Genomic DNA, 19,700 nt, shown 5'->3' with positions numbered 1-19,700 from the left:
GCGGGTGGTCTTGGTTCGCCGGGCTCTGTGTGTTCCGGCGGCGGGTGGTGGGCTTCAGGCGAGGACGGCGGGCTTGAGGGTCTGCGCGCACCACTGCTCGAAGCTGGTGGGGAAGGTGGTGTCCGCAGTGCGGGCGACGCCGGCGTCGAGACCCTCGTCCTTGGCCCGCTTCATGTCGACGATGCCCTGGACGAATGCCTCGTTGAGGCCGTAGCCGACGAGGGTGGTGTACAGCTGGTCGAGCGGCTGGCGTTCGTAGCGGACGGGGCGGCCGAGCTGTTCGGTCATGATGCGGGCCAGGTCATTGGGGGACAGGTCCTGCGGCCCGAGGACCGGGACGCTGTCGGTGCCGGTCCATGAGCGGTCCAGCAGCAGGTGGGCGGCAGCGGCCGCGATGTCGGCGACAGCGACCAAGGGGGCCTCGCGGTCGGCGTCGACGGAGTCGGTGAAGACGCCCTTCTCGCGGATCGAGTCGGACTCCTCCAGGAGGTTCTCGAAGAAGGACGGGTTGGCCAGGGCCCGGTAGGCGACGCCGGTGCCGGCGATGAGGTCGTCCATGGCGAGGGAGGCGGTGACGAGGCCGGCCCGGTCGGCGAGCGGGGTGCCGCGGCCGAGCGCGGAGACGCCGACGACATGGCCGACGCCGTGGGCGGCGAGCGCCTTGACGGCGGGGCGGGTGAAACCGCTGTAGGCGTCCTGGGGGGTCAGGGAGGCGTCCGGGGGGACGAGCCAGAAGACGGCGTCCGCACCCTCGAAGGCCCGGTCGAGGACCTCGGCTTCCGCGTGCGAGCCGGTGACCACCTCGACGTGTCCGCGCGCCGCGTCCGGAAGCCGGGCGGGATCGCGCACGATCACCCGCAGTTCCTCGCCCGCGGCGGGGGCGGACTCCAGGAGCCGGGAGAGCAGGTGACGGCCGATGTTCCCGGTGGGAGCAGTAATGACGATCATGAAAACCTCGTAGGTCGCGCTGGTTCGGTACGCCCCTCATCCTGCTGAGGACCTCCGTGCTGCCACAATGGGAACTTCAGCACGGGATCATTGACTGAAATGGAATAATGCTGGTGAGCAGCCCGGATCCGGTCATCGACGCCAATCTCGCCATCGCGCTGGATGCTCTGCTGGCCGAGCACAGCGTGACCCGAGCCGCCGCGCGTCTGCATACCTCGCCCGCCGCCATGAGCCGCACCCTCGGCCGTCTTCGCCGCATCCTTCAGGACCCCCTCCTGGTCCGGGCCGGACAGACCATGGTTCCCACCCCACGCGCCCAGGCCCTGCGCGAGGAAGCCGCCACAGTGGTACGCAGCCTCGGAGCGCTGCTCAGTCCTGGCGCGAGCGTCGACCCCGCCGGCCTCCGCGGCACCTTCACCCTCCAAGCAGCCGACCTGGTCGGCGCGGCACTGGCCCCCGGACTGCTGCAGCTGGCCCAGTGGGAGGCGCCGGGGGTCTCGTTCCGGATCCGGGGCGAAGAACTGGAGGCCGGACCCGCCCTGCGCGACGGCCGGATCGACCTGGAGATCGGATCCATCGACCACGTGGACCCCGAAACCCAGGTCGAGGAACTGGTCAGCCTCCGCATGGTGGCAGCCGTCAGGGCCGGCCATCCGCTCACCGAAGGGCCGCTTACCCCAGTCCGGCTCGCTGCCGCCCAACACGTCACGGTCAGCCGCCTCGGCCGGTTCAGCGGCCCCCTCGACGCCGCCCTGGCCGAGCAGAACCTCCACCGGAAAGTCAGCGTGGTCCTTCCCAGCCACCTGGCCGCGATGACCCTTGCCGCCCGCAGCGACATCGTCTGCCTCGTACCCGCCGCACCCCCCGGTGCTGCCCCCTCGCCCCTCACCTACGACGCCGGCGCCCTCGGACTGCACCTCCTCGACATTCCCCTGGCATTGCCACCACTGACCATCGGCATGGCCTGGCACCCCCGGCACACAGCAGACGGAGCCCACCACTGGCTCCGCAACGCCGTCCGCCGGACTCTCTGCACATCGGAAGCAGCCTGATCAGACAGGAACCTCAAAGATGAGTTCGAGGCCGTCCTCCTCGTCCCACTGCTCTCCGACCTCCACGAAGCCGAACCCGGAAATCGTGGCCAGGGACGCGGTGTTGTCAGGACTGATCGTCACCCGCACGGTCCTGACCCCGGCTTCGGCAGCGGCCCGGTGCACCAACGCGGTCAGCGTCGCCCTGGCGTAGCCCTGACGACGGTGGACGGGGTCCACCGAGTAACCGAGCTCCACCATGCCCGCCTCGTCCGGCGGCCCATGGAACCCGGCATGCCCTACGACGGCACCTTCCGGCTCGGCCACCACGACCTGAGTGAGCCATCCCGCGCAACCGGGGTCCGAGGCCAGCTGATTGACCCGGTACTGCCACACCCACTTCGCCGTGTCGGTGACGAAGTACTCGGTGAGAGCGACACCTGCTTCGGCACTGGCACGAGTCAGGTCGTCCTTCAGCAAGGCGGTCATGGCCGTGCTCGACAACTCAACGAATCGCACGGACTTCGGGCTTGTGGAGGCCGGGGTCCGGCGCTCGGCTTTGTCTGTCACAGCGCGAATCGTCGTGGAGAGTCCAGGACGCGTCCAACTGTTTTCGCAGTGGCCGATGCGTGCCCCGGCCAGATTGCGGCCCCATCCACTCGCCCTTACCTGCGCCGCGGTGAACCCTCCCGGTCGGAGCACTAGCCGATGAGCGTCTCCTTCGGGCGGACCACGCGTTGGTATGACGCCCAGATCCTGACGACGTTGTGAGCGCGGTAGACAACAGGCGACGGCACAAGGCGCAGAGTTCGCCCGCGAGTTGGACGAGGCGCGCGAAGCCTACGTCTCGGAGACGGACGGATCATGACCACTGATGCCAGTCCAACCCAGGGCACGGCTCGGCACGATTGTCACCGGTCGAGTCCCCGTACCGCCTGCACCCGCGCGCTGATCCCCCCACCGACTGCAACCGTGGGGAGGGATCGACGATCCGCCCACGGCTAAAGCCGGGGCAGGATCGTCAAGACGGAGAAGCTTCCTGACAGTCCGGAGCTCGTGGCTGGGCTGCGCAAGCTGCTGGAGGCGAAGGACTGTTGCGTGCGGGCAGCTCTGGATGCCACAGAGAGTTGAGCGGTCGGCACACCGTTACCGGAGCACCTCAGTCGAGTTGAGCTCTGCGGAATTTGTTTCAACAACAAGGGCGGACTGCATGAAGAAGCGGATGTGGATCGCGGCAGCGCTCACGGCGGTGGCCGTGGCCAGCGGTATCGAAGTCGCCGCGTACGGCGCGCCGGAGGAGCCCGGTGCGGGGTTCCCCTCAGGCCACTTCAAGATCAAGAACGAGAAGACCGGCGAATGCGTTCAGGCATTCCTCGGACAGGAGTCCGACACCTTCGGGGACGGCAGCAAGAACCCCAATGCCGGACGGTACATCCAGGGCGCCGCACTCCAGCCGTGTGTAAACACCAAGGACCAGGAGTGGAAGTACGACGCCACCCGCAAGCAGCTGGAAAGCCTCGGTGTGGACGGCGACCGCTGCCTTGCACTCAACCAGAACATCAACTTCGGCGGCCTTGGTAACATCCTGGGCACCAGTGAGCAGCCTGGCGAGAAGCCCGGATGGAATCTGTCGTTCGGCTGGTGCGGTGAGGCGTCCAGCGAGCCCCTCAGGTCGTTCAAGTTCCAGACCGACAAGGGCCTGATCTGGTCGGCGTCCGCTCACGAGCATGCGCCCACGAACAGCTCCTACCTGACGGCGGCCGAAGAGGGCCGTGTCATTGGAATGACTCAGGGTCAGGCCGGACAGGAGTGGACCTTCCCCGCCATTCCGTAGGTCCGAAAACGGAGGAGGGCGTCACCGGATATGAACCGTTAACCTCTTCCGCCACCCTGAAAGGCGACGAAGGAGACTGCGAAGCACCAGTCGGGCGGTCAGGCTGCCGAGCGCGTGAAGCCTCGCCGTTCGTAGCCGACCAGGCGGGGACCCCCTCGCCCTCCCGCAAATGAACGGCAGGGGGGCAGAAAACTCACGCCGCAGTTACCGCCATTGGCGCGGCGAAGGTTAGCCAAATGGTAGTACGCGGGAAATCCCTACTCCTTGATTCGGGGGAGTGGGGATTTTTTTGCTTTCACCTTAACTAGGTTCTGCGTCCTGTCAGTCGGACATGTGATGCCGTCCGGGTAACCTCGGTCAGTCGAAATCCATCTGGAATTGCGGTGACTCTGCCAACATCCTTCCCTGGCGACCATGAGGGTGACGTTCGCGGCAGGTATGAGTTTACCTGATCAACCATTCCCGCTGAAGCAATTCGAGAAAATTGGTCGACTGTACCGGATAGCAAAATAGATCGCGCTCCTGTGTCGCCAAGTACTTTCACCATTTCATCGGCATTGTCGCTCAGCGCTCTACACGGAAGATGAAACACGTCGTTTCCGTGACCCCCTGGTACCCCTTCTTGGATACCACCTTCTTGGCTAATCACGAGATCGTAAGATCCCCGGAGTGAATTCATTTCTTTAAAGGCGACATCCTGCGTGAAATTAAGGGTTGGTTTCCCATCTGTGCCCGCTTCGTAGATCCATGTAATGAATGGGCGGCCATCATTCAGGGAGGCTTGCCAAGTGCCTAGAACTAGAAGTGCCTCATCTTTCAGGAATTCCTGTTCGACTTCCACTCCGGCTCTCCGTAGGAGCGCTGCCCCGCCTTCGCCGCGAGACGTTGGGTCCATTACGGCAATGAGTACTCTCGCTACGTTCGCATCGATCAATGCTTCGCGGCATGGTGGTGTGCGTCCGTAGTGGTTGCACGGCTCCAGCGTGACGACGGCTGTTCCGCCCTCTGCAAGTTTTCCGGCGGCGGTAAGTGCATTGACCTCCGCATGCGATTCACCCTTGCGTACGTGATAGCCCTCGCCGACTGTTCGCCCCTCGCTGTCGAGAACGACACAGCCAACGGGCGGGTTCGGGCTGGTTGACCCCAACCCCTGAGCCGAAATTGCGATTGCGCGACGCATAGCCGCTATCTCGTACGCATTCGCCACTTCAGAAATTCCCCTCTTCCTTAATGGTGTCAAACAGTTGAGACACTGCCTGTGACGTATGAACTTCCCCGAGTGCGTTAACTGCGGAGACTGTCTCGTGCATCGTGCGCAACGATCCGGAACTGCGCGCGATGCTCAGTGCGGAGGTGGCTTGCGCTGCCGCTGAGTCGTACTCTCGTATTCCCGCGTATGCAAGTGCCAGGCGTGCTTGTGCGAGACCTCTGTCACGCTGGTAGGCGTCTGGAAGATCGACGAGTGCAGTTTCAAAAAGCGGCACGGCCAGACCCCGACAGGTGCCCGGTTTGCGCCCGGCTACGCGCAAGCCTGACTGACGCGATAGCGACGAACAACAGTGCCGTGATGGCTCGCCAAGTCGTGATCGACATGCACACCCACACCTTCTCCGGCCACCCGAACGACCCCCGCAACGCAACCAGGGAGACCAGCTAGTGACCATGACCGACGACCGAGACCTCTTGGCGCCCACTGGCGAACTCACGGGCACGGTCGGGGATGACGTGCTGACCGTTCACAGGCTCAGCGAGGGAAAGCCGGTATGCGGCGCCACCGGCAGGGTGACCGAGTGGCAGCGAGCCGTCACATGCCCTGAGTGTCTGGAGACAGATCAGGACTATCGAGGTGCAGGCGGTTCTTGACGACCTTGCGGTCCGTCACCGGCATGACGCAGATGCCCACCGGGGCGGTCTCGTCCGGCCCGATCACCACCTCCCGCTCCCGCTGGGACAGGATCCGCCAGCCCAGTATCTCCGCCCAGAACCCGGGCAAGCGCGGGCAGGTCGTGGGCGTCGATGGCGATGTGGCGCAGAGAGACAGGCATACGGGCCAGTGTGGCCGGTGATGGCAGGGGAGGAGGCGGTGATGGCATGGGATGGGCCGCGAAGGGGCTGACCGGCGTCCAGCGGCCTCGGCCTACCGCGCGGTCCTCGCCTTCGTGCCACATCCTGGTCACCATGGGTGCACCCTTCCGAGAGGACGCCATGCCCGCCAACGGCCCGTACGAGATCCTGGACGACCACTTCAGTGCCGGACGCTGGGCGAACGGCGACAGCAGGCTGGAGGTGCTGTACGACGGATGCCGCTGGGCCGAGGGTCCGCTGTACCTCCCCGCCTGGCGCCAGCTGATCTGGAGCGACATCCCGAACGACCGCATCCTGCGCTGGGACGAGGCCACCGGCACCGTCGGCGTCTTCCGCACCCCGGCGGGCAACAGCAACGGCAACACCCTCGACCGGCAGGGCCGCCTGGTCAGTTGCGAGCAGGGCAACCGCCGCGTGACCCGCACCGAGCCCGACGGGACCGTGACCGTCCTCGCCGAGCAGTACGCAGGCAAGCGGCTCAACAGCCCGAACGACTCCGTCGTACGCTCCGACGGCACGATCTGGTTCTCCGACCCGGACTTCGGCATCATCAGCGACTACGAGGGCCATCGCGCCGAGTCCGAGATCGGCGCGTGCAACGTGTACCGGATCGACCCCGCGACGGGCGGCGTACACCTCGCCGCCGACGGCTTCGAGGGACCCAACGGCGTCATCCTGTCTCCCGACGAGAAACGGCTGTACGTCTCCGACTCGCGGGCCGCGCGGATCGACGTGTTCGACATCCGCGAGGACGACACGCTCGCCGACCGGAAGGTCTTCGCCGAGGCGCGGGGCGACGTCCGCTTCGACAACATCCGCTTCGACGACGAGGGCCGGCTGTGGGCCGCCGCCCTGGACGACGGCGTCCACTGCTACGCCCCAGACGGAACCCTCATCGGCCGGCTGCGCGTGCCCGAGACCGTCTCCAACATCACCTTCGGCGGCCCGAAGAACAACCGCCTGTTCATCACGGCCACCACGTCCCTGTACTCGCTGGTGATGTCGGTGACGGGGGCGCCGCGTCTCTAGGCGCGCTACGAGAGGTGCCGGAGGTCGGCTCAGGCCGGTGACGCCACGCCAACTCTCGCCGTACCAGCCTCCGCCCTACCAGCCCCCGCCCTACCGACCCCCGCCGTACTCGCCCGCTCCACCAACCGCGTCGACAGCTCCGTACGGGTGCTCTCCGGTCGGTCACCGTCCATCATCCGCACCAGCAGTCGTAGCGCTGTCGCGGCCATCTCCGACAGCGGTTGCCGGACCGTCGTGAGGGCAGGGGCGAGCCAGCGGGCCTCGGGGAGGTCGTCGAAGCCGACGACGCTGATGTCCTGCGGAACCCGCAACCCCCGCTCGGACAGGGCCGCGTAGACGCCGAGCGCCATACGGTCCGAGCAGACGAAGACGGCCGTGGGCGGCTCGGGCAGGTCGAGGAGTTCCAGCATGCGTCGGCGGGCGACGCTCTCGTCGAAGCCGGCGAGGCGAACGTACTCGGGGCGGTGCCGGATCCCGGCGGACGCGAGCGCCGAGCGGTAGCCCGCGACCCGGGCGCTGCTGCACATCTTGCGCTGATGACCCGCGATCACCGCGATCCGCTCATGTCCCAGGGCCAGCAGATGCTCGGTCGCCGTCACCCCGCCCTGCCAGTTCGCGGCCCCGACCGACGCCACGCCCGCCGGGGGCTCCAGCACCGGGTCGATCAGTACGTACGGAATGCCGTGCTGGTCGAGCCACGCGTACTGCGACTCGGTGAGCTCGGCCAGGTTGAACAGCACGCCCGAGGAGCCGCGGGCGATGAGCTTGTCGAGCCAGCCGCGCTCGGGGCGGCTGGTGCGGGTCCGGGTCAGGCCCGCCGACACGACCACCTCGAGGCCCGCGTCGTGGGCCGCCGCCTCCACCCCGTGCAGCACCGCCCCCGACCAGGAGCTGTCCAGCGAGTGCACGACCAGGTCGACCAGTCCCGACGACTTCGCCGCGTCGAACCTGGGTCTGCGGACGTAGCCGAGCCGGTCCAGGGCCTCCGTGACCCGGCGACGGGTCTCGGGAGCCACGTCCTCGCGGCCGTTGACCACCTTGGAGGCGGTCGGCACGGACACCCCGGCCTCGCGGGCCACGACCGCCAGGGTCGGCCCGGCCGCCACGCTCGCACTCCCCGTACGGACCATCGGGAACCACCTCTCCGGCCCGCCCGAGGGCCATGAAAGTTTCGACCAGAGCGGAAACAGTAAGCGCTTCCTACCCTAGGTTCACCGCGCGAAGTCGGGAAGAGGCCGAGCTTCGCCGGACTTCACGGTCCTGAACTTTCGAAACGTCGAACGTGCCGGCGGTCGGCATGGGCGCGGCCAACGACTACCGGCAGGTGAGCCGGAACCCGGTGAAGTCGGCCGAGAACGCCGCGTCGACGAGGTCCACAGCATGGATGCCGGCCATCGACCCGGTGAAGCGCAGCTTGGACCCGTAGTCGTCGGAGAGTCTGGTGAAGTCCAGCGGCGGCCCCACCCGTGTCCGTGCCCCGCCGCGGACGTACCAGAACCGCGCCTGACCGCCGTCGACCGTCACCCCGAGGGTCAGCGGCCCTGCCGGGTCGACATCGACCACGGCCACCTGCCGGGTCCCGAACTCCTCCCGCTCCACCAGACTGAGGACCGTACGGCCCTCCCCGCGCCACTGCTGCCCCCGCTGCCCCTCGCCCTCGGGCTCCGCCCAGGTCAGGTCGAGGGCGAGATACGCCTCGGCGTTGTACCGGAGCATCAGCCCGGCGGCCTGCGTGAAAGCGCGTGGACGTGCTTCGACGGTGACCTCCGCCTCGACCCGGTGCTCGGTGACGCGCTGGGCGAGCAGGCTGTGCGCCCAGCGCGACTCGGGTCCGTGCCGACCACGCAGCCGGATCCAGCCGGGCCGTGTAGTGGTGTCCGCCCAGGAGGGATCGGGCGCGGCGCGCGGAGAGCTCCACGGCCAGCCCAACGGGCCGATGTGGTGCGGAAGTTGAGGTGTCGGGTCAACCGGATCGGTCGGTGTGTCGAGTGCCTCGCGTACGTCGCCTGTCTCGCGTACGTCGATCTCGACGTCGACCTCCGGATGCCAACCCCCGTGCCGCATCCGGGGCCAGCCCTCCGCGTCCCAGGTCACCGCCTGGACCGCCGTCTCGCGGCCCAGCGGGCAGCGCGGACCGTCGGGGGTGCTGACCGGACGGGCCGTCAGATGGCTCAACACCCAGTCACCGCCGGGCGTTCGCACCAGCTCACCGTGGCCCGCCTTCTGCAGCGGCAGCGACGGGTCGTCCCGGGACGTCAGCAGAGGCCGGTCGTCGAGCTCGTACGGGCCGGTGAGCTCACGAGCGCGTGCCACCCGTACGCCGTGCTCGAACCCGGTGCCGCCCTCCGCCAGGACCAGGTAGTACCAGCCCTCGCGACGGACCAACTTCGGCCCCTCGATGAGCCGTTCGTGCTGGAGCAGCAGGTGTGTGGCGCCGACCGGGTTCAGCGTGTCCCGGTCCAGCTCGGTCAGGACGATCCCGGCGAAGCGCCTGCCGCCCGGGCGGTGGTCGTTCTGGAGGTTCAGCAGCCACACCCTGCCCCCCTCGTGGAAGAGCGCGGGGTCGAAGCCGTGGCTCGCCACACGGCGCGGTGCCGTCCACGTGCCGTCCATGTCCGTGGCCGTACTGACATACGTGTCCGTGTCGAAGTACGGCGTGCCGACCGAGCGGACGATCGTGTACGTCACCCAGAAGCGCTCCCCGTCCCAACTCAGTGAGGGCGCCCAGATGCCGCCCGAGTCGGGGACCCCGGCCAGCGAGTCGCCGGGGGCCGCTCCTCGCACCTGCCCCGCGTACTCCCAGTGCGCCAGGTCCCGGGAGCGGTGGATCGGGATCGTGGGGAACCACTCGAAGGAACTCGTCGCCACGTAGTACCAGTCGCCGACCCGCACCAGGGACGGGTCCGGGGCGAAGCCCCGGATGACCGGGTTGGTCAGACGGGTCACCTCAAGGCCCCCTGGATCGCGGTCACTTGAGAGCCCCCAGCGTCACGCCGCTGCGCCAGTAGCGGCGCATCGCGACCATCATGATCGCCATCGGCACGATGGACAGCAGCGCGCCCGTCAGGACGAGACTCGTCAGGTCGACACCGGATTCCAGGCGTTTGCCGGACCAGTTGTACAGGCCCAGGTTCAGGGTCCAGTTCTCCTCGCCGCGCAGCACGGTCAACGGCAGGAAGAAGGCGTTCCAGGTGTTCACGAACGCGAGCAGGAACACCGTCGCGCCACCGGTCGTCATCATCCGCAGCACGATGCTGAAGAAGATCCGCAGTTCCCCGGCGCCGTCGATACGGGCCGCCTCAAGGAGCTCGAAGGGGATGGTGGCCTCCGTGTACACCTTGGCGAGGTACACGCTGAACGGGTTGATCAGGCAGGGGATCAGCATCGCCCAGGGGGTGTCGACCAGGCCGATCTCCGAGAACAGCAGGTACAGCGGGAGGGTGAGCAGGGCGATCGGGATCAGGAACGAGCCCACCACGCACGCGAACACCAGGTTGCGGCCGGGGAAGTCGAAGCGGGCGAGGCCGTAGCCCGTGGCGAGGGCGAGCAGGGTGCCGCCGAGGGAGCCGACTCCCGCGTACAGGAACGAGTTGGCCGTCCAGCGCAGGAAGATACCGTTCTCGTAGGTGAACAGCTGATGCAGGTTGTCCCAGAGGTGCCAGCCGGAGAACCACAGTCCGTTCGACTGGTACAGCCCCGTGCGGTCCTTGGTGGAGGCGACGACCAGCCACCACACCGGGAACAGGCTGTAGACGCTGGCCAGGACCAGCCCGACCAGGAGGAAACGCTGGCCGCCGCGGCCGCGCGCGGCGGGGTCCGGGCCGGTCAGCCGCCGGACCGAACGCGGTTGCTGCCTGGTGCCGTTGTCGGTCATCAGCATCAGTCCACCTCCTTCGAGGTCAGCCGGTAGAACAGGAAGGAGGCGACGCCGAGGATCAGGGCGAGCAGCACCGACAGGGCGGCGGCGTAGTGGTAGTTGCCGGCGGTGAACGCCTGGTTGTAGATGATCATGATCGGGGTGAAGCTGTCGCTGACGGTCTGCGGGGTGACGTTCCGGAACAGCGCGGGCTCGTTGAAGATCTGCAGCATCTGGATGACCGACAGCATCCCGGTCAGCACCAACGCGCCGCGCACGTACGGGATCTTGATGCTCAGCGCGATCCGCCGCTCGGAGGCACCGTCCAGACGCGCGGCCTCGAACAGCTCACGGGGCACGCCCTGGAGCGCCGAGTAGAGGATCACCATGTTGTAGCCGATGCCGTGCCAGGTCAGCAGGTTGCCGATGGACGGCCACACCATCGAGGGGGCGAAGAAGTTCCAGTCGAACCCGAACACCTCGCCCAGCGGCGACAGCGGACCGACGTCGGGGCTGTAGAGGTTGATCCACACAAGGGCGGCGACCACCCCGGGGATCATGTACGGCACCAGCAGCAGGATCCGGAACCGGCTCGCCAGCCGTGCGTTGACGGCGTCGAGGAACAGCGCCAGGACCAGGCTGACCGACAGCATCACCGGGATCTGCACGACGGCGAAGAGCACCACCCGCAGCACCGACCCCATGAACGCCGAGTCGGTGAGGCCCTGTTGGTAGTTGTCGAGGCCGGAGAACTCCTCCGTGGAGCCGCCGAGACCGAGTCCGGACTGCTGCACCCTGAACAGCGACTGATAGACGGCGTAGCCGATCGGAAGCAGGTACAGGAAGACGAAGCCGAGCTGGAAGGGCACCGTGAAGGCGGCGCCCTTCCAGCGCAGGGAGCGAATCATCGTGTACTGCCTCAGCCCTTGACGCTGATGCCGCGGGACTTCAGGTCCTTGACCGTCCACTCCTGCATGTGCGCCAGGAGGTCGGTGACCTTCTCCTCCTTGTTGACGACCTTCGCCCAGCCGCTCTGCATCTCGGTGAACATCGCGGTCCAGTTCGGGCCGTAGACCCAGTCGGTGGTCACCGTGCCCAGGCTGTCGGTGACGACGTTCTTGGCCGGCTCGTAGTTCTTGCCGAGCAGCTTCTCGGAGATCGCGTCACCGACGTAGGTGTCGCTGTCCTTCAGCGCCGGCATCACGCCGTTGCCGGTCTCCGGGCTCGCCATCGTCTTGACCGCGCCGGTGTCGGTGGACATCCACAGCGCCGCCTCGGCGGCCTGCTTCTGGTGGGCGCAGCCCTTGGTCACCAGGGTCACGCTGCCGGTGAGGTTGGTGCCGGCCGGGGTCTTGGCCGTCTCGCCGGTGAACGCCGGCCAGGGGGCGAGGGCCCAGTCGCCGAAGGACTTGGTGAAGTTCTGCACCATGCCGGCCATCTGCCAGGTCGATATCTGCCGGGTCGCGGTGCCGCCGTTGTCGTAGTTGCGCTGCACGGCCGCGTAGTCCGCGAAGGACAGCTTGGAATTGAGGTCGTTGTCGATGATCTCCTGGATCACCTTGGCGGCCTTGAGCGTGCCCTCGTCCTGGAAGTTCACCTTCCAGGAGTTGCCGTCGATCGCGTACCAGTGCGCCCCGGCCTGCATCGCGAGCACCTCCAGGGTGCTCGGGTCCTCACCGGCGAAGTTGGTGAGCTTCACTCCGTGCTTCTTCAGCTCCTTGCCCGCGGCGACGAACTCGTCCCAGGTCTTCGGGGCCTCGATGCCGTACTTCCGGAAGAGGTCGGTGCGGTAGATCGTGAAGTTCGGCGCGGAGCTGGTCGGCACGCCGTACGTCTTGCCCTGCACCTGCGCGCTCGCCCAGGAACCGGCGTTGAACTTGTCCTCGCTGGAGTCGACGTACTGGCCGATGTCGGCGAGCGCGTCCTGCGAGACCCAGCTCGTGACGTACTCGGCCGTGTTCTGCACCAGGCAGGGCGCGTTGCCGGCCTTCACCGCGTTGGTCAGCTGCTTCTGCATGGTCAGTTGGTCGGTGACCTTCGTGTACTTCAGCCGGACGTCCTTGTGGGAGGCGTTGAACGCCTTGACGACGGCCTCCTGTCCGTTGGCCCAGCCCCAGAAGGGGAGGGTGACCGGGCCCGAGTCGTCGGAGCCCCCCGAGTCCGATCCTCCGCCGCACGCGGAGAGCAGACCTGTCAGCGCGAGTCCCGCTACGGCGGTGCGGGCGAACCTTCTCCGGCGGCTGGTGAAGTTCATCTGACCGTGTTCCTTCGGAAAGTAGGGCTCAGGCAGGGGAGGGGGTGACGGCTCGGTGTCGGCCGGGAACGGCGGCCGGAAATCCATCGGCTCGCGGTTGTGGGAGTTCGGCCAAGCGGAAGCTGTAGTAAGCGGTTGCTGGGACGGTAGGCCGACGGTCCTGTCCATAGCAAGAGGTGCGCGGCAATTTGTTACGCCGGTTTGTCCGCCGAGTAAGGGGCGGCCGCACGTCGCCGGTTGTCGTGCCCGGAGAGATCTGCCCAGGTCAGCGGCGAATTCTCAGGAAAAGGCGTCAGTGTGCGCGGCGGTGCCGGAGGTGTCTCAGTCGTCGTCAAAAACTTCGCGGAAAACGTTTACGAAACGATCTGCATCGGGACCGACAGGTCACCCACGCGGCGCGGGCGGCCGCACGGAGTTCCGTACGACGACATGGGTGCCCAGCACCAGATGGTCCCCGTCGATGCCCTTGCGGCGACCCCCGCCGCCCTCGCGCCGGTCGGCCACCGCACGCAGGGCGACCCGGCCCATCTCCTCGTACGGCACGTGCACGGTGGTGAGTTGGGGGGTCAGCTGGGAGGCCAGCGGGATGTCGTCGTAGCCGACGATCGAGACGTCCTCGGGCACCCGGAGGCCGGCCGCGCGCAGCGCCTGTGCCGCGCCCGCGGCGACCACGTCGGTGCCGGCCAGCACCGCCGTGAAGTCCAGGCCCTCGCGCAGGCTCTCCTCGACCGCCTCGTATCCGTGCTCGTCGTCGTAGGGGCCGTGCCGCACCATGCCCGGCTCGAAGGGCACGCCGTACGCCTCGAAGGCGCGCCTGGCGCCCTTCAACCGGCCCTGGGCGGTGGTGAGTTCGGCGTGGCCGGGCAGGACAAGGACCTTGCGGTGGCCGGCCGACAGGAGGTGGCTGGCCATCGCGTAGGCGCCGCCCTCGTTGTCGTAGTCGACCGTCGTCGCCGGCACGTCGCCCTCCAGGGGAGGCCGGCCGACCAGTACCAGGTGTGAGCCGGCCGCGTCCAGGGAGCGGGCGAAGCGGGCCATGCGCAGCTGGTACTCGTCGTAGTCGTAGGCGCCGCCGAGCAGGACCACCGCGGCCACGCCCTGCTGGCGCATCAGGTTCACCAGCGCGAGTTCCCGTTCGGGGTCGTCGCCGGTGGTGCCGACCAGGGAGAGCCAGCCGCGCAGGGTGGCGGCGCTCTCGACTCCCTTGGCGACATGGGCGAAGGCGGCGCCGGTGATGTTGTTGATGAGGATGGCGACCGTCGGCGTACCCCCGCCGGCGAGGGAGCGGGCGTGCGCGTTGGTGACGTAGTCCAGGTCACCGACCACCTTCATCACCCGGCGGCGCAGGTCCTCCGAGACGGGGTAGTTGCCCGACAGGACGCGCGACACGCTCGCGACCGAGACGCCCGCCTGTTCCGCCACATCGCGGATGGTGGCCCGTCCGGCGTCGCCCGTCGCCTTGCGCTGACTCACCGTTGCGGCTCCTTCACCGTTGCGGCCGACTCGCCCGAGGACCGGGAGGACCGGGAGGACCGGGAGGACCGGGAGGACGGCGCGCACCTCATGGACCCTGCCGGAGTCCGTGGGGCGTCTGCTGTTCCACGCCGGTACTGAAACCGTATCCCATTGTTTCCGGTTGTTTCCCCCGGGTGCCCGGGCCGGTCCGGGGCGCTCTCACGCGACCCTCGCCAGGTCCGCGTGGCGTACCTCGTGGGCCGGTGGCAGGCCCGCGACCAGGCGTTCCAGTTCCTCGACGACGATGCGGCCGAGGCGCTCCAGTTCGTTGCCGAGCGAGCCGGCGATGTGCGGGGTGAGGAAGACGTTGGGCAGCCGGTACAGCGGGGAATCCGCGGGCAGCGGCTCGGGTTCGGTGACGTCGAGGATCGCGTGCAGCCGGCCGGAGACCAGTTCGCCGGTGAGGGCGTCGGGGTCGATCAGGGCGCCCCGGGAGGTGTTCACGAGGACGCCGCCGTCCCGGATGAGGGCCAGCCGCCCGGCGTCGAGCATGCGGTAGGTCTCGGGGATGTCCGGGGCGTGCAGGCTCACGATGTCGCTCTGTCCGAGCAGGTCCTCCAGCGGCAGGAGTTCGGCGCCCAGGGCGGCGGCCTCGGCGGGACTGACGTAGGGGTCGTGCAGCAGGACCGAGAAGTCGAACGGCCGCAGCAGCTCCAGGAGTCGGCGGCCCACCCGGGAGGCGCCGATGACGCCGATCCGACGGCCGACGTTGCCCGTGGACGCCGTCTCGGCGGGCGTCAGGTAGGTGTGGTCGGCGCGGAAGCGCTCGCGGTGGGTGAAGGTGTCCTTCCCGGCGAGCAGAATCATCGCGAGGGTGTACTCCGCGACCGGCAGGGCGTTGCCGGTGACCGCGCTGGAGACGGTGATGCCGCGTTCCCACAGGGCCTCGCCGACCAGGGAGCGGACCGAGCCGGCGGCGTGCAGGACGGTACGCAGCCGGGGCGCGGTGGCGAGGACGCCGGTGTCGAGGCGGGGGCAGCCCCAGCCGGTGATCAGCACCTCCGCCCGGGCCAGGGCGTCCGCGGCGGCGGGATCGGTGAAGTCCCTTACGACGAGCGCGGGGTCGAGTTCGGCCGCCCCGGTCAGCCGGGTCATGAGTGGCGGGGGGAAGAGCAGGGGGAGGTGCACCGGATCCATGGCGAACACGGCCCTGGGTGGCTGAGGGCTGGGCATGTCTCTCCTGACGCACTGGGTGGAAACATTTTCAGAAAGCGTCTTCTACCGTAGGTCTGGCGGAGACGGGCGGTCAATCGGCAGGATGGGCAGGGGGGTCGGGCGAGGTCCGGTTCGGCCGGTGCTCGTGAGTGTCCGAAGTAAGGAAATCGCTTGCCGAGACTCCGGGGGCACCCATGGGAGCGCCGGGGAGCGCCGGGGTGGCCCTCGAGGTCGTAGGGAATCGTCTCGACAACCGGTTTCCGTGGTCAGTCGCCGGAACCCTGTCTCGTTCCTCGTTTGCTGCGCAGATCAGAGCGCGTGTCACCGGTTCCGCTCGACCGGTCGGTCCATGACGTCGAGGTTACACAAGCTTTTCGAAAGTTCGTCAAGGCTCTTGACGCGGTTTCCGGACAGGAAGAAGCTCTGCCCCACTGCTCGGCAACCGGTTGTCCAGAGTGAGCACCAGGTCGCTTGCTCGACCTCGGATCGAAATATCGAACAAGGTGAAGTGGGAGGTGGTGCGTTCATGCACCCTCGTGTCGGTGCTCCGATGGGCCGCCGCCGTTTCCTCGCCCTGTCGGCGGGAGGCGCCGCGGCCGGCGCGTCGGCGCTGAGCGGCTGCGCCCTGCAGGTGGCCGGTGCGGCGACCGGAGACGGGGAGAGCATCACGGTGATGGCCAAGCTCGACGACCTCGCCCCGGAGCTGATCCAGCAGGCCCAGAAGGAGCTCGGCGTCAGGATCACCGTGGTGCAGGACGACATCACCCGGCTGATCGCGATGCTCACCAGCGGCAACCCGCCGGACCTGGTGCGCGGTGTCGGTGCCCTGGACGCGCCGTTCTACGCGGCCCGGGGTGTCGCCGAGGACCTGGACCCGTACTTCGCCAAGTCCACCGTTCTCCGGGTCGAGGACCTCGACCCGGTCAACGACCTGTGGCGCTACGACGGCGCGGCCCAGGGCAAGGGCCCCCGCTACGGCATGGCGAAGGACTTCTCCCAGGACGCCATGTACTGGTACAACACAGCGCAGTTCGACCGGGCGGGCGTGGACTACCCCGCCGAGACCGAGCCGATCACGTACGAGGAGTGGCTGGAGAAGGCCGAGCGACTGGTCGAGCGGAAGAACGGCCAGACCACCGTCTACGGCGGCAGCTACAACGGCGTGAACATCGTCATCCTCCTGACGAACCTGGTCGCCGCCGCCGGAGGAAACATCTTCTCCGAGGACTTCACCCGGGTCGACTTCACCACCCCCGAGGCCCGCAGAGCCCTGACCTGGTACGTCGACTACGCCAGGGCCAGAGTCGGGCCGAGTCTCATCCAGCCCAACCCCGACGCCTGGGACGGGCCCACCTATGTCGCGAACCGGATGGCCATGTCGGGCAGCGGCTACTGGCTGGGCGGCATGATCAACGCCGAGCCGAAGATCGCGGAGGTGTCCCGCCTCGCCCCCGCCCCCGTCTTCGAGGGCTGCCCGCGGCTCAGCTCCTGCCAGGCGGGCACGGGCATGTGGATGCCGAAGAAGGCACGGAACAAGGACGCCGCCTGGCGGGTCTTCGAGTGGTTCTTCGGCGAGGGACCGGCCAAGGCCCGCGCGGCGGGCGGCTGGGGGATCCCGACGCTGAAGTCGCTGCGCCCGCTGATGCCGCGGAAGGAGGAGTACCAAAAACGCGTCCTCAAGGTGCAGGAGGCCGAGTTGAAGCACTTCTCGGTGACCCCGTTCACTCCCTACACCAAGTGGGACGCGCTCGAAGCCCTCCTCAACCAGGTCATGCCGGCCGCGATGAACGGCCACATCTCCGTCGACACCCTCGCGGGACGCCTCAACTCGTCGGTCAACGAACAGCTGAAGCGCGGTAAGGAGCAGGTGGGATGACAGTCAGTCAGATACCGGAGGCCGTGCGGCGGCCCCGGCCCGCCACCCGCACCGGTGCCATCCGCTCCGGCGATCTGCCCCGGACCTCCATGACGGCCCGCCGACACCGGGCGTTCTATCTGTTCACCTCGCCCTGGATCATCGGCTTCCTGCTGCTGACCGTCGGGCCGATGGCGTACGCGCTGTGGCTGAGCTTCACCACCTTCGACGGGATCTCCCCGCACTGGAGCTTCGTCGGGTTCGACAACTACCGTGAGCTGCTGTCCGATTCGGTGACATGGGACTCGCTGAGCCGGACCGGTGTGTTCGCCCTCACCTCGGTGCCGCTGTCGATCGTCGCGGGCCTCGGCCTCGCGGTCCTGGTCAACCGCCCGATCAGGGCCCGCGGACTGTGGCGCACCCTGCTCTATCTGCCGGCCGTGGTACCGCCGGTCGGCGCGGGCCTCGTCTTCAAGACGCTCTTCAACCGTGACTCCGGTGCCGCCAACGGCGTCCTCAACCTCGCCGGCATCGACGCCGTCGCCTGGCTGGACGACCCGTACGCCCGCTACGTGATCCTGATGGCCGTGCTGTGGGGAGCCGGAAACGTCATGATCATTTCCCTGGCCGGGCTTCAGGACGTGCCCCGAGAGCTGCACGAGGCGGCCCGGATCGACGGCGCGAGCGCCTGGCGGACCTTCCGCAGCATCACCGTGCCGCTGCTGTCGCCGGTGCTGCTGTTCCAGGCCGTGACCGGGATGATCGCCTCGGTGCAGACGATCATGCCGCTGTTGATCGCGCCCAACCCCACCCCCGCCGGCGTCACCGCGATCCCGCAGACCAACTACATGTACATGATGCACGTGTTCGCGGAGTACTTCGCGCTCGGCCGCTACGGCTACGCCTCCGCGCTGCTGTGGGTGCTCTTCGTCCTGATCCTCATCGCGACCGGTCTGATCTTCAAGCTCACATCCGGTGTGGTGTTCTACAACGTCGACCCGGAGGCGAAGAAGTGACCGCCACCACCGTGACCCCCAAGAACCTCGACCCCGCGGTCCGGGTGCGGGTGCGCGCGTCCCGCCTCGTCCTCTACACCGTCCTCGTCATGGTCACCGGCCTGCTGATCGGTCCCTTCGGCTGGCTGGTCATCACGGGTCTGAAGACCACGCCCGAACTCGCCGCCTCCCCGGTGCACTGGCTGCCCGACAAGATCCAGTGGCACAACTTCGCCGACGCCTTCACCGACATCGACTTCCTCGGATACGCCCGCAACTCCCTCATCATCGCCCTCATCTACGCCACCCTCGTCACCCTCAGCTCCGCCTGGGTCGGCTTCGGCTTCGCCCGTCTGGACGCCCCCGGCAAGAAGGTGCTGTTCGGCATCCTGCTCGGCTCGATGATGCTGCCGCAGATGATCACCCTCTTCCCGACCTACCTCATCTTCGCCAAGGTCGGCATGGTCGACACGTACTGGCCATGGGTGCTGTGGGGGCTGTCGGCGACCCCGTATCTGGTCTTCCTGTTCCGGCAGTTCTTCGCCGGGATGCCACGGGAGCTGGAGGAGGCCGCGATCGTCGACGGCTGCGGCTACACCGGGATCTTCTGGCGGATCTTCCTGCCGCAGTCCTGGCCGGTGCTGGCCGCGAGCTTCGTCATCGCCTTCACCTGGACCTGGGGCGACTTCATCGCCCCCATGCTGCTGCTGTCCAGCGACCGTACGACGCTCTCGGTCGCCATCATGACCTCCTACGTGACGGACGGCGGGCTGCCCGTCAACAACCTCGCGGCCGCCGGGTCCGTGATGTACGTCGTCCCGATCCTGCTGATCTTCCTGATCGCCCAACGCGGTTTCGTCGCCGGGATGTCCACGACCGGACTCAAGTAGTCCCTTCTCCAGATCTGTCGCAAGGAGTCACGTATGAACACGCCCCTGTCCCGCCGTACCGCCCTCCAGGCGGCGGGCGCCACCGTGCTCGCCGCCGGCCTCACCGACCTGACCGCGTCGTCGGCCCGGGCCGGCGACGCGGGCGCCCCCGTCGCGCCGAAGCGGGTGTCGTACCCCCCCCCCGCCGGCATGCCCACCAACACCAAACCTCGCCGAGGTCACCGACAAAACCATCGCCAATCACCGCGAGGGC

General features: G+C 67.8%; 16 protein-coding genes and 2 pseudogenes. 7 read left to right on the top strand and 11 right to left on the bottom strand.

All coding sequences use genetic code 11. From position 1 onward, the window contains the following. Positions 1-54 precede the first annotated feature (54 nt). Positions 55-948, bottom strand: a complete 894-nt coding sequence (locus AB0H86_RS01380) for an NAD(P)H-binding protein (RefSeq protein WP_362431477.1) — start codon at positions 946-948, stop codon at positions 55-57. Positions 949-1,061: 113 nt separating this feature from the next. On the opposite strand from AB0H86_RS01380, the gene AB0H86_RS01375 reads away from it, so the two are divergent. After that, positions 1,062-2,000: a LysR family transcriptional regulator gene (locus AB0H86_RS01375; RefSeq protein WP_362431475.1), complete on the top strand. Its 939-nt coding sequence runs from the start codon at positions 1,062-1,064 to the stop codon at positions 1,998-2,000. Here AB0H86_RS01375 and AB0H86_RS01370 read toward each other — a convergent pair whose 3' ends face one another. Continuing rightward, entirely contained in the window at positions 2,001-2,468 is a 468-nt protein-coding gene (locus AB0H86_RS01370) for a GNAT family N-acetyltransferase (RefSeq protein ID WP_362431472.1), read from the bottom strand. Positions 2,469-3,189: 721 nt separating this feature from the next. Here AB0H86_RS01370 and AB0H86_RS01365 point away from each other — a divergent pair. Beyond that, positions 3,190-3,813: a hypothetical protein gene (locus tag AB0H86_RS01365; RefSeq protein ID WP_362431470.1), complete on the top strand. Its 624-nt coding sequence runs from the start codon at positions 3,190-3,192 to the stop codon at positions 3,811-3,813. Between the two features lie 304 nt (positions 3,814-4,117). On the opposite strand, the gene ribD is transcribed toward AB0H86_RS01365, so the two are convergent. Then, positions 4,118-4,993: a bifunctional diaminohydroxyphosphoribosylaminopyrimidine deaminase/5-amino-6-(5-phosphoribosylamino)uracil reductase RibD gene (gene ribD / locus AB0H86_RS01360; RefSeq protein ID WP_362432240.1), complete on the bottom strand. Its 876-nt coding sequence runs from the start codon at positions 4,991-4,993 to the stop codon at positions 4,118-4,120. Positions 4,994-5,653: 660 nt separating this feature from the next. Further along, a pseudogene (locus AB0H86_RS01355) lies at positions 5,654-5,858 on the bottom strand (VOC family protein); the annotation flags it as partial. 160 nt (positions 5,859-6,018) lie between these two features. Here AB0H86_RS01355 and AB0H86_RS01350 point away from each other — a divergent pair. Continuing rightward, a complete protein-coding gene (locus tag AB0H86_RS01350) occupies positions 6,019-6,927 on the top strand; it encodes an SMP-30/gluconolactonase/LRE family protein (protein WP_362432238.1) in 909 nt (302 codons plus the stop codon). Positions 6,928-6,956: 29 nt separating this feature from the next. Here AB0H86_RS01350 and AB0H86_RS01345 read toward each other — a convergent pair whose 3' ends face one another. The 7 genes from AB0H86_RS01345 to AB0H86_RS01315 form a co-directional block, all read right to left on the bottom strand. Beyond that, positions 6,957-8,057, bottom strand: coding sequence for a substrate-binding domain-containing protein (locus AB0H86_RS01345; protein ID WP_362431468.1), 1,101 nt, complete (start codon positions 8,055-8,057; stop codon positions 6,957-6,959). Positions 8,058-8,241: 184 nt separating this feature from the next. Further along, entirely contained in the window at positions 8,242-9,873 is a 1,632-nt protein-coding gene (locus AB0H86_RS01340) for a family 43 glycosylhydrolase (protein WP_362431466.1), read from the bottom strand. A 22-nt stretch (positions 9,874-9,895) separates the two neighbouring features. Further along, complete coding sequence (locus tag AB0H86_RS01335; RefSeq protein WP_362431464.1) at positions 9,896-10,807, bottom strand: carbohydrate ABC transporter permease; 912 nt, start codon at positions 10,805-10,807, stop codon at positions 9,896-9,898. After that, positions 10,807-11,691, bottom strand: coding sequence for a sugar ABC transporter permease (locus AB0H86_RS01330; RefSeq protein WP_362431461.1), 885 nt, complete (start codon positions 11,689-11,691; stop codon positions 10,807-10,809). Before AB0H86_RS01330 ends, AB0H86_RS01335 begins: the two co-directional genes overlap by 1 nt. Before the next feature lie 11 nt (positions 11,692-11,702). Continuing rightward, the gene (locus AB0H86_RS01325; protein WP_362431459.1) at positions 11,703-13,037 is read right to left on the bottom strand and encodes an extracellular solute-binding protein; all 1,335 of its coding nucleotides are present in this window, start codon (positions 13,035-13,037) and stop codon (positions 11,703-11,705) included. Between the two features lie 384 nt (positions 13,038-13,421). Further along, on the bottom strand, positions 13,422-14,510 hold the full coding sequence (locus tag AB0H86_RS01320; RefSeq protein ID WP_362431457.1) for a LacI family DNA-binding transcriptional regulator: 1,089 nt from the start codon (positions 14,508-14,510) through the stop codon (positions 13,422-13,424). A gap of 201 nt (positions 14,511-14,711) precedes the next feature. Further along, positions 14,712-15,725: a hydroxyacid dehydrogenase gene (locus tag AB0H86_RS01315; RefSeq protein ID WP_362431455.1), complete on the bottom strand. Its 1,014-nt coding sequence runs from the start codon at positions 15,723-15,725 to the stop codon at positions 14,712-14,714. 508 nt (positions 15,726-16,233) lie between these two features. Here AB0H86_RS01315 and AB0H86_RS01310 point away from each other — a divergent pair. The 4 genes and pseudogenes from AB0H86_RS01310 to AB0H86_RS01295 form a co-directional block, all read left to right on the top strand. Continuing rightward, positions 16,234-17,583, top strand: coding sequence for an extracellular solute-binding protein (locus AB0H86_RS01310; protein WP_362431453.1), 1,350 nt, complete (start codon positions 16,234-16,236; stop codon positions 17,581-17,583). After that, positions 17,580-18,578 (top strand): sugar ABC transporter permease, encoded by a 999-nt coding sequence (locus AB0H86_RS01305; protein ID WP_362431451.1) that lies wholly within the window; start codon positions 17,580-17,582, stop codon positions 18,576-18,578. The genes AB0H86_RS01310 and AB0H86_RS01305 overlap by 4 nt, the downstream gene beginning before the upstream one ends. Next, positions 18,575-19,447, top strand: coding sequence for a carbohydrate ABC transporter permease (locus AB0H86_RS01300; RefSeq protein WP_362431448.1), 873 nt, complete (start codon positions 18,575-18,577; stop codon positions 19,445-19,447). The genes AB0H86_RS01305 and AB0H86_RS01300 overlap by 4 nt, the downstream gene beginning before the upstream one ends. A 33-nt stretch (positions 19,448-19,480) precedes the next feature. Beyond that, a pseudogene (locus tag AB0H86_RS01295) lies at positions 19,481-19,700 on the top strand (endo-polygalacturonase); the annotation flags it as partial.

Origin of the sequence: Streptomyces sp. NPDC050997 (assembly GCF_040660135.1) — a bacterium.
Classification (GTDB): Bacteria; Actinomycetota; Actinomycetes; order Streptomycetales; family Streptomycetaceae; genus Streptomyces.
The sequence above is the reverse complement of the archived record's forward strand: the minus strand, read 5'-3'. Positions and strand labels throughout refer to the sequence as shown.